The 16,233-nt window shown below is 45.5% G+C and carries 7 protein-coding genes; 1 reads left to right on the forward strand and 6 read right to left on the reverse strand.

What is annotated here, in order from left to right; all coding sequences use genetic code 11:
* Window positions 1–130: 130 nt before the first annotated feature.
* Both tnpA and BM003_RS14480 read right to left on the reverse strand, forming a co-directional pair.
* Window positions 131–616, reverse strand: a complete 486-nt coding sequence (gene tnpA, locus BM003_RS14475) for an IS200/IS605 family transposase (RefSeq protein WP_093672372.1) — start codon at window positions 614–616, stop codon at window positions 131–133.
* A gap of 210 nt (window positions 617–826) precedes the next feature.
* Window positions 827–1,336 (reverse strand): PTS sugar transporter subunit IIA, encoded by a 510-nt coding sequence (locus BM003_RS14480; RefSeq protein ID WP_093674312.1) that lies wholly within the window; start codon window positions 1,334–1,336, stop codon window positions 827–829.
* 210 nt (window positions 1,337–1,546) lie between these two features.
* On the opposite strand from BM003_RS14480, the gene BM003_RS14485 reads away from it, so the two are divergent.
* Complete coding sequence (locus tag BM003_RS14485; protein ID WP_093674314.1) at window positions 1,547–3,733, forward strand: alpha-galactosidase; 2,187 nt, start codon at window positions 1,547–1,549, stop codon at window positions 3,731–3,733.
* 130 nt (window positions 3,734–3,863) lie between these two features.
* Here the strand turns inward: BM003_RS14485 and BM003_RS14490 are convergent, their stop codons facing one another.
* The 4 genes from BM003_RS14490 to BM003_RS14505 form a co-directional block, all read right to left on the reverse strand.
* Window positions 3,864–5,174, reverse strand: coding sequence for an MFS transporter (locus tag BM003_RS14490; protein ID WP_093674316.1), 1,311 nt, complete (start codon window positions 5,172–5,174; stop codon window positions 3,864–3,866).
* Window positions 5,175–5,704: 530 nt separating this feature from the next.
* Window positions 5,705–7,603 carry an ABC-F family ATP-binding cassette domain-containing protein gene (locus BM003_RS14495; protein WP_093674318.1) on the reverse strand — a complete coding sequence of 633 codons (1,899 nt, stop codon included), beginning with the start codon at window positions 7,601–7,603 and terminating at the stop codon, window positions 5,705–5,707.
* Window positions 7,604–7,692: 89 nt separating this feature from the next.
* Window positions 7,693–8,328: a class A sortase gene (locus BM003_RS14500; RefSeq protein ID WP_093674320.1), complete on the reverse strand. Its 636-nt coding sequence runs from the start codon at window positions 8,326–8,328 to the stop codon at window positions 7,693–7,695.
* Between the two features lie 503 nt (window positions 8,329–8,831).
* Window positions 8,832–15,995: a SpaA isopeptide-forming pilin-related protein gene (locus tag BM003_RS14505; protein WP_093674322.1), complete on the reverse strand. Its 7,164-nt coding sequence runs from the start codon at window positions 15,993–15,995 to the stop codon at window positions 8,832–8,834.
* Between the last annotated feature and the right edge of the window lie 238 nt (window positions 15,996–16,233).

A 16,233-nucleotide genomic window follows, 5' to 3' on the forward strand; every position in this document is an offset into this window, starting at 1 on the left:
AATCAAAACCACCCGTGTGAACGGGTGGTTTGCTCTGCGGCTGAAAGCCTTTGTTACTGGCCAGCCCTTAAAAGGGCACCGAGGCGTCCGCCAACCGCACTACTTCCCCGGCACCCCTAAAGGGTGACTTCTACTTTTTCTTTTTTGAGCGTTTGACCTCTTCTCCGGTAAACGGATCAATATGTTCAAACATGCTTAGTTGCTCTGCGACTACATCCTCTTGTATCTGATTACGAATGTATTCTGCAATCACTTTCTTATTTCTTCCTACTGTATCCACATAATATCCCTTGCACCAAAATTTTCGATTTCCATATCGATATTTTAAGTTCGCATGTCGATCAAAGATCATTAAACTGCTTTTTCCTTTGAGATAGCCGATAAAAGATGCAACGCTTATCTTAGGCGGTATACTGACCATCATGTGAATGTGATCTTTACATGCTTGGGCTTCGATAATTTCTACACCTTTTCGTTCACTTAACTGTCTTAAAATCATGCCTATATCTTGTTTTAACTTTCCATAGATAATTTGTCTCCGATACTTTGGTGCAAAAACAACATGATACTTACAATTCCATTTTGTATGTGCTAAACTGTTAACATCAGATGGCATAAAAGAGTCTCCCTTTGGCTGATAAATTTGGTTGGCGAACCAAAATTTATCTTAACACGAAGTGAGGCTTTTTTTGATACATCGCTTGAAGCTCTCCGGAACCCTAGGCATAGCCTAGGGTTTTCAAAACATGAATAAAACAAAGGACCGAGGCGATTGCCCGGTCCTTTAGTGTTTGGCGACGATCAAATGAAATTACCGATCACTTCATTAAGATACAATGGATACTTTGTTGTTCTCAATGACAACGTGTTCACCATTGCCTAAATTCGTAATAACAACAGATGTAATTGTTGAAGGTACCTTGCCCGCGATTCCGGGAAAATCTACCTGCAAGAGCTTGTCTCCCTTTTTAACATTGGAACCATCCTTAGTCAAGACAGTGAATCCCTCACCCTTAAGAGAAACCGTTTCCAGCCCAACGTGTATTAAAATTTCTCTACCTTCATTTGATTCCAGAGAGATTGCATGTTTTGTAGGAAATATATTCGTTATCTTGCCGTCAACCGGCGATCGGACAACATCATTTTCCGGGATAATCGCGAACCCGTCCCCCATCATTTTTTGAGAAAAAACCGGATCCGGAACCTCTGTAATCGGCACAATCTTACCTTTTAGCGGCATATAAAATTCACCCGCCGCGGCAATTTCTTCCTTACTTGGTTCCGACTGATTCGCATTCAAGTCGCTTTTCTGAAACAAATTTTTTAAAAAGCCCATCCCCTGCTCACCTCCAGAAAAAGTACAAATATACTCATTAAATTAACTATACTGTTCGTTTTCTACTAAATCAAATCTACTGCATTGGCAAACTGTTTCGCGGTTTATCAGAAAATGTATGGGCTTTCTTTACTTAGCCGGTTACTTCACTTACTATTGAGGAAAGATTTACAATTTAAGAGAAAAACAAATGGATCGTGGAGGGCTACCATGATTGATTATGATTCGAAAAATAAACTTTTTCATCTGCAAACGAAACGATTTAGTTATGTGATGCATCTCGACAACGGCTGCCTGCTCCATCTCTACTGGGGAAAGATAATCAGAAATTATCACGGCAGTCGACCGCTTGTTTATGCCTATCGATCTTTCGCCCCTTATACGGATCCTGACCGTCGCGGATTTAGCTTGAGCACACTGCCTCTGGAATATCCGGCGTACGGAACCGGAGATTACCGTCATCCCGCCTATCAGATTCAACTTGAGAACGGATCGACTGTCACCGATTTGCGTTATGCGGGGCATGTGATTTACTCAGGGAAAAAGAAGCTCAGTGGACTGCCCGCCACCTATGTAGAAGAGGCTCAAGAAGCACAGTCACTGGATATTCTGCTGCAGGATCCGGTCGCCGGTCTGTCCATTGTACTCACCTATAGCGTATTTCGCGATTTCGACGCGATCACCCGATCCGCTCGATTCGAAAATACGAGTGACGGTGTCCTCCGCATTCTGAATGCGGCAAGCAGCAGCATTGATTTTCGGGATGATCAATTCGACAGCCTGACATTCTATGGATCTCATAATAACGAGCGCACTATGTGCCGAAACCCCATATCTCCGGGCAGCCAAATCGTGGACAGCGCGCGCGGCGCCAGCAGCCCGCAGCATGATCCATTCTTCGCTCTTATGCGCAAAAATGCAGATGAGACTCAGGGTGACGTGTTCGGCTTCAGTCTCGTGTACAGCGGCAATTTTCGCGCGCAAATCGAGGTTGACCAATACAAAACCACGCGCGCATCAATCGGCTTAAATCCATTCGACTTCAATTGGAAGCTGGAACCCAATGAAACCTTCCAAACCCCTGAAGCCGTACTCGTTTATTCTGACCAAGGGCTGGGCGGTTTGTCGCAGATCTACCACCACCTCTATCGAACGCGGCTCGCTCGTGGAAAATTTCGTGACCAAGTACGTCCAATACTGATCAATAACTGGGAAGCAACTTATTTTAAGCTGAATGAGGAAAAACTGCTCGCAATCGCCAAAGAAGCGCAAAAAGTCGGTATCGAGCTTTTTGTGTTGGATGACGGCTGGTTCGGCCATCGTGACAACGCCAAAAGTTCGCTTGGCGACTGGATTGTCGATAAGCGCAAACTGCCGCACGGACTCACATGGTTGTCCGATCGCATTCATGAACTCGGGCTTCAATTCGGTCTGTGGTTTGAACCGGAAATGATCTCTCCTGACAGTGATTTGTACCGTGCGCACCCTGATTGGTGCTTGCATGTTCCAGATCGTCCGCGCAGCTTGAGCCGCTGCCAACTCGTGCTTGATTTATCACGTGCGGATGTTCGGGCTTACTTAGAACAGACCATTTCCGCCATACTCTCGAGCGCGGACATCAACTACGTCAAATGGGACATGAACCGGCATATGACAGAAATCGGATCTGCACTATTGCCACCCGACCGTCAGCGCGAGACCGCGCATCGTTACATGCTTGGCCTCTATGATTTAATGGATCGTCTCACGCAAGCATTCCCGACTATTCTGTTTGAGAGCTGTTCGAGCGGCGGCGGCCGTTTCGATCCCGGCATGCTCTATTACATGCCGCAGACATGGACCAGCGACAACACCGATGCGGTTTGCCGATTAAAAATTCAATACGGCACAAGCATTGTCTATCCGCCAATCGCGATGGGCGCACATGTCTCCGCCGTTCCCAATCACCAAGTGGGCCGGATTACGTCACTTGCCATGCGCGGCGCTGTCGCCATGTCCGGCAACTTCGGCTACGAACTCGACCTCACGAAACTGACCACTGATGAAAAAGCCACAGTTCAAAAACAAGTAGCCTTTTATAAGCAGATTCGTCCTTTGATTCAATTCGGCAACTTCTACCGGATCACAAATCCTTTTGACGACGGGGACGCGGCATGGTGCTTTGTGGCACCGGATCAGTCCGAGGCGATCGGCTTTTATTTTACAGTACTCGCCAGCCCGTCTCAGGTGCAAAAGTCATTTCGTTTTCAAGGACTTAACCCTGAATTCATGTATGAAAATTATGCCACCGGTGATGTATTTGGCGGCGACGAGCTGATGAACACCGGTCTTAATGTACCTGAGGAAAAAGGCGATTTTCGCAGCTATGTCTGGCGGTTTCGAAAAGTTAACCGGTGACCGATACGCTCAGATGTGCGGCAACTTAAAATGAGCCCGGCCAAGTACGCAGCTTGAGCCAAGCTCATTATTTGCATGCTTCGCATTAAGTGAAGCATGACTCGTTAGCAAAATCAAATTTTCCTATAGATCAGACTAATTTCTTTCCTTTGGTTTCGGGTGCAAGTGCGATCGAGACGATCGTGCCAAGCAGCACTACGCCCGAGAGAATGAGCATCGTTTGGGAGAGACCTAATCTTGAGATCATAACAGGTAAAAGGAATGTGCCCAATGCCGAACCAACCCGACTGCATGCTGTCGCGACGCCCACACCGGACGCCCTTAGTTCCGTTGGAAAACTCTCTGCCGGATAAATACCGACCAGATTATTAATGGCCGATATAAAGATCGTAAACACAACAAAAGCGATAATTAACAGAACGCCATAGCTTTGCGGGATGATTCCCATCAAAGCCAGCGAAACGAAGCAGATAACAAAAGAACTGATGAGAAAACCACGTCTGGATAGCTTGACGGTCAAATAGGTGCCCAGAATAGCGCCAAACATTAAGAACCCATCTAAAATAAGATCTGCCGTGTAGCCTTCCTGAACATTAAAATACCTTAATATGGTCGGCAGAAACGTAAATACAGAGAAATACGGCAAGACAATACACGCGTAAAAGGTCCCATTAAAAATGGTTCGTTTGATGTATTTCTTTCCAAACAAGTGGCGCATGCTTAACTGCTTTGTCGGCTGCTCATCACGAATCACAACCTGTTCACCCAAATGTTCCGTGACAATTTCCTGTGCCTTCTCCGGTTCCCCTTTGCTCATTAAGTATTGCGGGGACTCAGGTGTCCCGATACGCAGTAAGAGAACGGTAAGCGCCGGCAGTGTTGATGAAGCGAGCATCCAATTCCATGGAACATTCGCGCCTAACAAAAACATGCCGGCAACACTTGAGACGACATAGCCCAATGTGAAAAAAACATTAAACGAGCCAAGCAAAGATCCGCGATATTTTTTCGGCGAAAATTCAGCGAGCATCGCCTGCCCCACCGTATAATCGCCACCGAGACCAAACCCAATCAAAAAGCGCAACAAAAACAATGTCCATACACTAGGGGCGAAAAATTGCATGAATGAAGCGAGCGTAATTAAAACAAAGCTGAAGAGGAAAACCTTTTGCCGCCCAATATAATCAGAGACCCACCCAAGCAGGAAACTGCCGAAAAACAAGCCGATTAACACGGAGCTGCCCAAAAGTCCTAAATCGAAGACACTTAGGTTCCAAACTTTTTCTAATGCCAATAAAGCAAAACTAATAATGCCGATCACATAGCCATCGGTAAAATGAGCGCCAAACGTTAACGTCGCGATCTTAATATGAAATTTTTTTATCGGAGATTCATCCATCGGAATTTTTTTCTTTTTAAGTTTTTTCTTTTCTTTTTGCATCAAATCCACCTTTACAGAAATTTTTTCATACGTTGAGTGTGCTTCCTATTGACGCACCTCGATACCTATACATAGCGTTCACCATTATGTCCACCGTATACAGTACCCAAGACCATTTTTGAAAATTATTGATTGAAGAAATCAATAAAGAAAATTGAGTGAGTAACTAATACCATTTGGGGGTTAAAAAACGTGGAATGACGTGGAAATCACATCAAGGTTACGACACAAACCGCTTGCTATTTTTCACCAACATAGTCACTCATTTCTGATCGCCTGCACACCATTTTCGCAATTCTCTTAGGAAAATTGCCGATCATCCATTTGTATCCTTGGGTCAATGACTAACTATTATAAAGGAAAACACCTTCTATTTCAAATTGGGGCGCATCATACACACCGGCTTCCTCTTGCAAAAACCTCTTGAGTGTACAGAAAAAAAGCGATGCTGATCAACACACATCGCTTAGTTCTCTAATCTCACTGCGGGTTAATCGAAACCCAGATTCAATGGATTTTTGTTGTTTCTTTTACTGATTCTCTAGTTCTTCCACTTTGAGTGACAGCTCGGTCCAACGTTCCATCGCCTGATCAAGTTCGGCTTCGGTTTCCTGCTGCTTGCCAAAAAGTTCCTGCACTTTCCCGGCATCGCTGCCCGCTTCAACAATCTCCTGTTTCAATTGCTCCACGTGTTCTTCAAGTGAAGCAATCCGATCTTCAATCCCGTTCCACTCCTGCTGTTCCTTATAGGTCAGCTTCTTTTTCTGGGGCGTTTGTCTGCGCGCCGGTGCTTCCGGCTTCATTGCCTTAGCTTTACTCGCCGCTGCCCGCTCCATTTTCCGCTCATCCATATATTCACTGTAATTCCCCTCAAAGCGCCGGATGACGCCTTCACCCTCAAAAGCGATCAGGCGATTCGCAACCCGATCCAAAAAGTAGCGATCATGGGAAACTGCAAGAACGGTACCCGGGAATTGGAGCAGATAGTCTTCCAGAATCGTCAGCGTTTCCGTATCCAAGTCGTTCGTCGGTTCGTCAAGAAAAAGCACATTGGGTTCGGACATCAAGATACGCAGTAAGTACAGCCGTTTATGTTCGCCACCGGACAGTTTGCGGATAAACGTACGTTGGCGCGGTCGTGAAAAAAGAAAACGTTCCAGCATTTGTTCGGCGGTAACTTGCTGACCGTCGGCTGTGCGCATCACCTGTGCAGCTTCTTTGATATAGTCAATCACCGTCAAATCCTCATTCATTTCCGTATGTTCCTGAGTGTAATAGCCGATTTTTACCGTTTCGCCAATTTCCACGGTACCCGCGTCCGGATCAACACGTTTTGCAAGCATATTGAGCAGCGTTGTCTTGCCACTGCCATTGCTTCCAATAATACCAAGCCGTTCGCCAGGAGTCACAAGCAAATCAAAATTGTGAATGAGCGGCTGTCCGTTAAAGCTCTTGGACACCTGTTTTGCTTCAATGACCTTTTTGCCTAGGCGTGTTGATCCGATCGCGAGGTCCACCGACTGCTTTAATTCCGGCCCCTTATGTTCCTGCATCTCGTGCACGCGTTCAACCCTTGCTTTTTGTTTCGTCGACCGGGCCTTGGCCCCGCGTCGAAGCCAGGCAAGTTCCCGGCGCAGTTGATTCTGGTGCTTTGTTTCTCCGGCTGCTTCCTGTTCTTCGCGCTCCGCTTTCTTCTCGAGAAACAGCTCATAATTACCATCATAAATATAGAGATTGCCATGATCCAATTCAAAAATTTTGTGTGTCACACGATTCAAGAAATAGCGATCATGCGTCACCATTAATAAAGCACCCGGATATTGGTTCAGCGCATCTTCGAGCCAATCGATGATGTCGTTGTCCAAATGGTTCGTCGGCTCATCGAGAACCAACAGATCTGCCGGTTGAATCAATGCCCTAGCCAGCGCGATTCGTTTCTTTTGTCCGCCGGAGCCTTCACTGGCCGGTGTCTCAAAATCATGAATGCCTAGGCGCGTTAGGATGCTCTTCGCTGCCGCCTCCGCGTCCCAGGCATTCGCCGCGTCCATTTGCTGCTGACGTTCAATCAACTTTTCCTGAAGTTTCGGATTAGAAGGATCTTTTTCCAATCGACGAAGCGCCTGCTCATAGTTACGTACGGTGGTCATGATCGGCGAAGTACCGCCGTAGATATAATCCAATGCGGTGACCCCTGATTCAAAGACAGGCGTCTGTGGCAGATAAGCGAGTTCAAACGCATTCGCATGGCGCAGATTGCCGCTTTCTGCCGAATCCTTGCCAGCAATTACATTAAGCAAGGTTGATTTTCCCGTGCCGTTTACACCGATTAAGCCAATTCGCTCATCTTCTGAGATTGAAAATGAGAGGTGATCAAAAAGCGTTTGCGTTCCATACGTTTTATATAGATTTTCCACATCAAGAATACTCAAACTGTATCATCCTGTTCTAAAAAGCATTTACCAATCAAATTCTGATCTTTTCATTCGGGTCGTGATCAAGATTCTAAACGGGCACCCAGTCACTGATGCGTCTTCTCCCGCACCAGTTTCCCAGTGACAATCAGTCGATTCGGCGTTCGCGTCGGTTTGTCACAGGTCACGAGTGTAATCTGTTTCTCCTTCGTCTGTCCAATAACATCTCCCTCAGTCTCAGAAACCACTTTTTTATCAATGACCTGATACACATAGTCCTTTTTCAAATTAGTAATCATGATTTCATCACCGATTTTCGTATGCATCAATGGACCGAAGAGCAGGTTTTCCCGGCGCATGTGATGACCGGCAAGCGGATAATTGCCCGCTCCCATCTTCTGATCCGGACGCATGGTCGTCGCTCCAACCAGTAAATTTTCACTGGTTGTTCCCTTTAAAATGGGAAGATTGATCCCCAGGCGCCTCACTTGGATCTGACCAATCACCGCTTTTGCGTTAACACGCGTACCCGCTTTTACCGTTTCATAAAATGTGGGCGGCTGAATTTGGCTGAAATCATAGGATGCATCGCGCCGATTATTTTTTTCCAACTGCGTTGCCGTTAGTTTATCCGTATTATACTTCGCGCTCAGGAGTCCAATCAGACTTTCCTTTAAAAAAGGAGAGGCGATCAGAAGCAGCCCAGCCGCAATCAGTACGACGATGAGCACTTTTCGCCACATATACGATCCCGCCTTTATTCAATAAAAAGCACCTGATCAAATCTTACCATGATCAGGTGCTAAATGTTATCTTAATCAACCGATCATTGCGTTTTCTTCTTTCAGCAAAGTCAATGATTCCAGGGGCAGGCGACAGGAGTACGCTGCCCCAATAGGTTATTAGCGTGCTGCCTCTCCGATGACCGGCGAGCCGGTTATATCTCTTATTCAAGCATAGGCATCAAGGTTTTGTGCATAGGATCACTGTTTTCATGCATAGACGCGCAGTTCTGATGCATAGAGTCGTGTTCAGGTTCGCGTTCATGCATTGACCTCTAGGGTTCGTGCATGGTACTTGGATTTTCATGCATGGAATCATGATTTTCGTGCATAGGAGCCGGTCCTAGCCCGTGGTCGAGCATTAGCGTCACTTTTTTCATTCCAGTGGTTCGAGTCAAACGGTTTTTCCCGGGCGCCAAAAAACTCTCGACCAGTTAATCCTGATCGAGAGTTTTTCAAATCGATTAATCATGTTTCCTTCGAGACAATGCGGCGATTGAGCCTCCGCCAAGCAGAAGCATAATACCAATGAGCATCGTTAGCAGATCGTTGGTATCGCCGGTTGTCGGCAGATTTTTTTTATTCTTTGGCGTCGATGTTTCTTCGAGTCCTAACTGTCCTCGCTCGATTTTCGCACCGGTTTGCGGTTTAGCCGTCGGTTCAGACTTCGGCGTTCCGCCACTTTGCTGTTCGGCATCAACGCCGCGATCAATTGACGGGATCGCTTTGTTAAGTGCTGTGATTTCAACAGGTTTTTGCTGTCCTTTAGCAATTGTGAACGGAATCGGCGTCGCATCCAACTGATAACCTTTTGGTGCTTTCACCTCAACGAATTGGTAATCCCCAGGTGCCAATCCCTTCACGATAAATTCACCATGATCATCCGTCATCCAGATCTCCGGCAAGTCCTTGCCATTTGCATCTTTTGTAACTGGATTTCCTTTGCTGTCTTGGAGCTTAAATTCTGCTCCTTGCAGCACGGCATCCTTATCGTTCGCATCCACTTTTGTCAGTTTTACATCACCCGGCGTCAGTTTATTAGTCGCCGTGATTTCAATGGCTTTCTGATCCGCTCGCGTCACCTTGAATGGAATCGGCGTCGTATCCAGATCATAGTTTGCCGGTGCCTTGGTTTCGATGAACTGATAGTCACCCTCAGGCAAGTTGCTCACTGTGAACTGCCCGTTCTCATCCGTAGTCCAGATATCTTTCAACTTATTTCCGCTCGCGTCCTTTGTCACTACGTCTCCATTACTGTCAACGAGCTTAAATTCCGCGCCTTTCAAAACAGCGTCTTGATCATTTTTATCAACCTTTGTCAGGATGACGCTGTTCACATCGTTGACTTTTGTCAGCTTCACAACGGCCGGTTTGCCTTGATCTTCGCTCTGAATGGTAAACATCTTTGGCGTTGCATTGAGCAGGTAACCATTTGGTGCTTTCGTCTCAATCAATTGATAATCGCCAGGCGCAAGTCCATCCGCCTTGATCAAGCCGTCGGTATTAGAAGTTAAACCTTCACGGACTACTTTGCCGTCCTTATCGAGGAGGTTGAATACCGCTCCTTCAAGTCCGTTGCCGTCCTGATCCACTTTCTTCAGCTCGACGGAACCTTTGTAGTTAACCGCATCAGCAGCTTTGACAACGGTTGGTGTGCCTTTAGCATGATCCGCAATTGTAAATGCGATCTTATCGGAATTAATCAGATAACCTTCCGGTGCCTTTGTTTCGATAAAGCTGTAATCACCAGGCGCTAAGCCATCTGCCGTAACTTTACCATCTTTGTCTGATTTTAGTTGATCCTGAACAGTCTTGCCGTCAGCGTCAATAATTTTGAACTCTGCTCCTTCAAGTCCGTTGCCATCAGAATCAACCTTTGTCAATTCAGCGGAACCTTGATAATTGACCGCATCAGCAGCTTTGACAACAGTTGGTACGCCTTTTGCGTGATCTGAAATAGTAAAATCAATGTGATCGGTATTGATTAGGTAACCTTCCGGTGCTTTTGTTTCGACAAAACTGTATTTGCCAGGCTTTAAATTTTCTGCTGTGACTTTACCATTTTTATCTGATTTCAGATTTTCCTGCATGGCTTTGCCGTTGGCATCAATAATCTTGAACTCTGCTCCTTCAAGACCGTTGCCATTAGGATCAACCTTAGTCAATTCCACAGATCCCTGATAATTGATTGCATCCGGTGCTTGAACAGTCACCGGTTTGCCAAAAGCTGTTTGCGGGATCTCGAAGTCTATCTTTTTATCGTTTAAAAGGTAACCTTCCGGTGCAATAGTTTCTACAAACTGATACTTGCCCGGCTTCAGATTTTCTGCTGTGACGTTACCATTTTTATCTGATTTCAGATTTTCCTGAATCGTCTTCCCATCAGCATCAATGATTTTAAATTCGGCTCCTTCAAGAGCGTTGCCATCAGAATCAACCTTGGTTAATTCCACTGTCCCCTTGTAGTTTACTGCGTCTGGCGCCTTAACGATTACCGGTTTGCCGGCTGCCTCATCCTTGATCGTAAAATCGATCCTATCGGCGTTCAAAAGATAACCTTCAGGGGCCTTGGTTTCGACAAAACTATAGTTACCCGGTTTCAGATTTTCTGCTGTGACTTTACCATCTTTATCCGATTTTAATTGATCCTGAACGGTTTTACCTTCCGAATCAATAATCTTGAATTCCGCACCTTCAAGACCATTGCCACCCTGATCTACTTTTTTAAGTTCGACAGAGCCTTGATAATTGACCGCATCTGATGCTACTACTGTTTTTGGCTCACCAGCTGCTTGATTTGCAATCTCAAAATTAATCTTATCCGTATTTAAAACATAGCCGGTCGGTGCTTGTGTTTCTACAAAACTATAGTTACCCGGTTTCAGATTTTCTGCTATTACTTTACCGTCTTTACCTGATTTTAGTTGATCCTGAACAGTCTTGCCATTGGCATCAATAATCTTGAATTCCGCTCCTTCAAGTCCGTTCCCACTAGAATCAACCTTAATCAGTTCTACTGTTCCTTGATAATTAAAAGCTTTTCCTGCATCTACCGCAACAGGCTTCCCAGCCGCGTCTGTTGAGATCGTAAAATCAATTTTATCCGTATTTAAAACGTAACCGGTTGGTGCTTTCGTCTCAATGAATTGGTAGCTTCCCGGCGCAAGTCCATCCGCTTTGACAACACCATCTTCACTCGACTTCAGATTTTCCTGAATCGTCTTTCCATCAGCATCGATAATCTTGAATTCCGCGTCTTTAAGACCATTGCCGTCCTTATCGACTTTCTTCAGTTCAACGGATCCTTTATAGTTGATCGCATCGCCCGCCGTTACGACAGTCGGCTTCTCCAAGGCGCTGCCTGTAATCGTGAACTTGATTTTCTCAGTATTGATCAAGTATCCGTCCGGTGCTTTGGTTTCAACAAAGAAGTAGGTGCCCGGTGCCAAGGTCTCTTTGCTTTGAACCACGCCGTCCTTGTCAGAGGTCAGACCTTCCTGCACTGTTTTTCCATCTTTATCAACAATGCTGAAGATCGCATCCATGAGTCCATGGCCATCGCTATCGGTCTTGATCAGTTTCGCACTGCCCTGATAATCAGTCAACGTTCCTGCGTTAACATCAGGTAACTGATTGTTCGCGTTCTTCACTACCGTAAATTCGATTGATTTTGTGTTAACCAGATAACCACTTGGCGCTGTTGTTTCCGTTAAACGGTAATTCCCAGCCGGCAGACCTGTGAGTACCACCTTGCCGTCGGTTCCGCTCTTGATTTCCGAGCCGTAATTATAGGGAACATACACGCTGCCTATACGCTGATCCAGCTTGAAAACCGCACCCGGAAGCAATTTTCCGTCAGTATCTTTCTTGGTCAGTGTGACTTTATTCTGCTTATCAACAATTGTTGTATACACGCCGTCAACTGTTGAATCTGCATTTATTTTCACCGGTGTACCTGTGACAAGAGCATTACTGATCGTATAGCCTTCCGGCGCTTGAACTTCCTTCAGAAGATAGTCGCCAAAACGGATATTTCCAAAGGTCAAAGTTCCATCTTCCGCTGTTGTTCCCGTCCGCAGCAGCTGGGTATTATCCTTATCCCACAATTCAAACGTTGCACCTGGGAGAATTTGACCGATCTCCCCATTTTTCAAAACGCGCAACGTGCCTTTTTTCCCGGTTGCAGAGCCGCCGCCGGTTGAAAGCGCAACGGTGATCTTTTGCGTCGTATCCTGCGTAACGGTTTGCACATTGTCGCCGCTTATTTTTACTTGGTTTGTGACATCTTCACTTGTACCGGCAATGTTAATGACCGAACGGTATTGAACGGCATAGGCGCGATCGATGTGCTTGTAGGCTCCGATAAATTTCAGCACGAATTGCTGCTTTCCAGTCGTGTTATCCGTTGTAATCGTTAACGTGTAATCTTTGCCGCGCTGCAACTCTTTATCCTTATTCGGAGCAAGGTTACTACCCGTAGATATCGCTCCGTTTCCATCATATTGGGCTTCATAGACATGGAATGAACTCTCATCCAAAATCTGATTATCGGACGGATCGTCGGTAACCGTCACATCATCCAATGCGGACTGACTCGGATTCACATTGACAAACCAGTTGACGTAGTTCCCGTTTTGGACACCATTCTTAGTGACCAACGAGCCGCCATTCGTAATTGACACGGTGCCGGTGATTTGGCGATCCGGATACCCCTCATTGTGATAGGTTGCGACATTTTTGTAGCTACTTGCACCATTGACGATCTGACCATCCAAGGATGTCTTGAACTCAACCATATATTGGTTGGTATCGTCTTTATCCGTCTTGAATTTCACAGTCAGCGTTTGATTATTGTCTGCGGACGGTTCAATGACATCATATTTTGACGGATCAAGCGAAGCACCCTCTTTAATCGATCCGCCTGAATTGATCGTATAACTCTTCACAACTACCGATCCGGAAACGAACTTCTGATTGCCGGTAATCGGGTCGGTGATCGACGCATTGTTGGCCTTTTCGCCGTTGTAGTTGACACCGACTTTCCATGTGATCACTTTATCTACCGCATTGTAACTGCCATTTTTAAAACCGTTGAATTGAGTTTGACCATTAATATTGAAATCGGCACTTGCGTCATTCGTGCGATCCTTGCCGTATTGGTCGGTCCACGTTGCGGTGGCTGAGTTTTTCACATTCTTTTGATTCGAAAAATTGACGTTGAATTTGGTTGTATAAGAAATCGTGAATTTGCTGCTCGTTTTCGCGTAATCTCCGATGAACGCAAGGTTAAACCCTTTATTGTCGGGCTTCAGCGTGAGCGTATAGTCTTTATCTTTTACAAGCGAATAGTTGTTTTTATCGGTATCCACTATTTTGAGCGAGTCGGAAACATACGACAGTCCGCCGCTCGCAAACGTGTCATCCAGCTTCCAGTTGTTCATTTCATATTTATTTTTATTAATTGTGAGATTCCAACCCACAGTTTTCTTAGTGTAGTTGATGTTGGAATAACCTTTGGTAATATTCTGCTGCGTCGCTTGGCCGCCTGAACTACCGCTGCTTCCGGTTCCGGTGGCTGCGTCATTTTTAAAATTGGTCGGATTTTCAATAATCACACCATTTTTGACTTTGGTCTGGTAGGTGATTACGTATGCAGAGGTCACCTTGTCATTGAAATGTATGGTGAATCCGGTACTTGTTTTTTCAAGTGTATAGTCCGTACCTTCCTTAAGCGTATCACCCAGTTTAGGTGTCGTTCCGTCAAACGAATCGACCTTTTGCACGTTCAATCCATCCACTAACTTCAAATCTGCTGAATTAAAGTTATCGGTAATTGTCGCCTTATCTTTCGCAATTTCTTTCTCACCGAAATTGTAGTTGATTTTCCAGCTGAAGGTTTGCGAATCACCATCATAACCGATATTTGACTTTTCAATCGTTTTTCCATAATTCGCCGTGACAGAGGCTTCAGCAGGGATGGGGTCGAATTCATTCCCGCCAAATGTTGCATGGTTAATGAACTTTACTGCTCCGCCATCATCCGGCTTCGCTGAATTATCAATACTCGTGGTATAGACTAAGCGATAGGCAGAATGGATCATTTCTTTAAAAGTCACATTTCCATTTGAATCAACATTATATTTGGATGGATCCACCTTATCACCTGGTGTGACCTTGCCATCAATCGCCACATTCAGTTGATAGACTTCTACAGATTTAAAGGTTAGACCAGTCGGAAAATCTTCCGTTATTTTAGCATTCGTTACCTTTTCCAGTTCCTTGTTCACATCAACATTCCAAGTAACTTGGGTTGGATTCAAGCCTTTATCCAGTGCCCCACTTTTATCAATCGTACTTTTTACATCCGGTTTAAAATGTACCGTTACGATCGGTGACTCACTATTCACCGGAAAACTGATATTCTGATCAACCGAACCTGTGATTTCTTTTTCGTCGAATTCGGTATTTACAAACAGTGTCCCATGCACATCCGAATTATCCTTTACTTGATCATTAAAAGTCATGACCACATGGCCGTTCATGTCTACAGTAAAGGTACCGTAGTCATCAAGCGTTCCACTAATAGGATTATGCATTTTAAAAATACTTGGCAGATCAAATTCATAGGTGTCCCCAGCATTGATCGTATCGCCGAGAGCATCCGGGATCGCCCACGTAAAATTGATATTCGCAGGATCATCCGTATTTGCCGGATTATCTTCGTCGAAAGGCTTGCCATCCTTATCCGTCAAAGTCACACCGGTTAGAATGTTCTGCGTTATTTTTTTCGCCGCTTGTGTTGTGGCGAGGCTGCTGAAGCCGCGCTCAATCTTCTTTTCGCTATCCTTAGCCCCTTCGTCAGCCTTCGCTTCCGGCTTGCTTGGTTCCACTGAACTGCTATCATCCTGTTTTGTTTGTTCAGAGGAAGCATCAGGAGCCTTCGTTGCTTCCTTCGCCGGCTCAGACGACGATGCATCTGCTTGTTTCTGTCCGTCATCCGAGGATGCAGAGCTCCCATCCTGGTCAGTTGTTGCGGCTTTCACGGGTACTTCCAATTTCTGAACCTGGTTTTCACCAAGGTCAAATGGAAGTTCAAGCTTCGTCGTATCCTTATCGATTTGTGCGGCAAAGATTGCGTCAAATTTTATTTTTCCAGTCGCATTCGTCAGGTTCTTCGCCTGATCATTAAAATGAATCGTCAATTTATTGGCGTCGGTCGTATTGTCTGAAGAGGCAACCTTATACGTACCAATAACTTGGTCGCCGTTCGTGACATCGCCGCTGATCTCTTTATCAATTTTTAGTTCTTTCGGTACCTGAACAGTTATCTCTTTATCGGGGCTCAGCGTCACGCCCTCTTTTTGTGACCAACTGTATTCAAGATGCACGGCATCTCCGGTTACCAGCGGATTGCTGTCCGCCTTTGCCAGATCAACCTCCTGATTAGTGTGATCGGTAACCCGTACCGAATCAAAAAACGGATGGCCCGCTGCTTCGTCCGCCTGCGCTCTTCCAATAGAAAAATTGCTGAATTGTGCTGCAACGACAAGTGTTGACAGTAGTACAATGAATAGGTTCCTCAGCGGCCGGTTTTTCCTGCCGTAGCGCGCTTTCCGCGTTGCTCTCATCTACATTCATCCTTTCTATTTATCTACTGATTCACAAGACAAAAAAGAGATACAGAGACTAATAACGGTGACCCCTTGTCCTTCTCGCGCGCCTTACCTTGTGAAAACGTAAAGTTCATTCGCCCCAAGCAGAATCATTTTCAGAACGATTTTTAATAAATTCTCTGATTCGTAGAATATGCTGCTTTGGTCACCGTTTATCAGGAATTATTTGGTAACGGTTTCAAATTATTGGTAA

The sequence above is a fragment of the Sporolactobacillus nakayamae genome, from assembly GCF_900113325.1.
Classification (GTDB): domain Bacteria; phylum Bacillota; class Bacilli; order Bacillales; family Sporolactobacillaceae; genus Sporolactobacillus; species Sporolactobacillus nakayamae.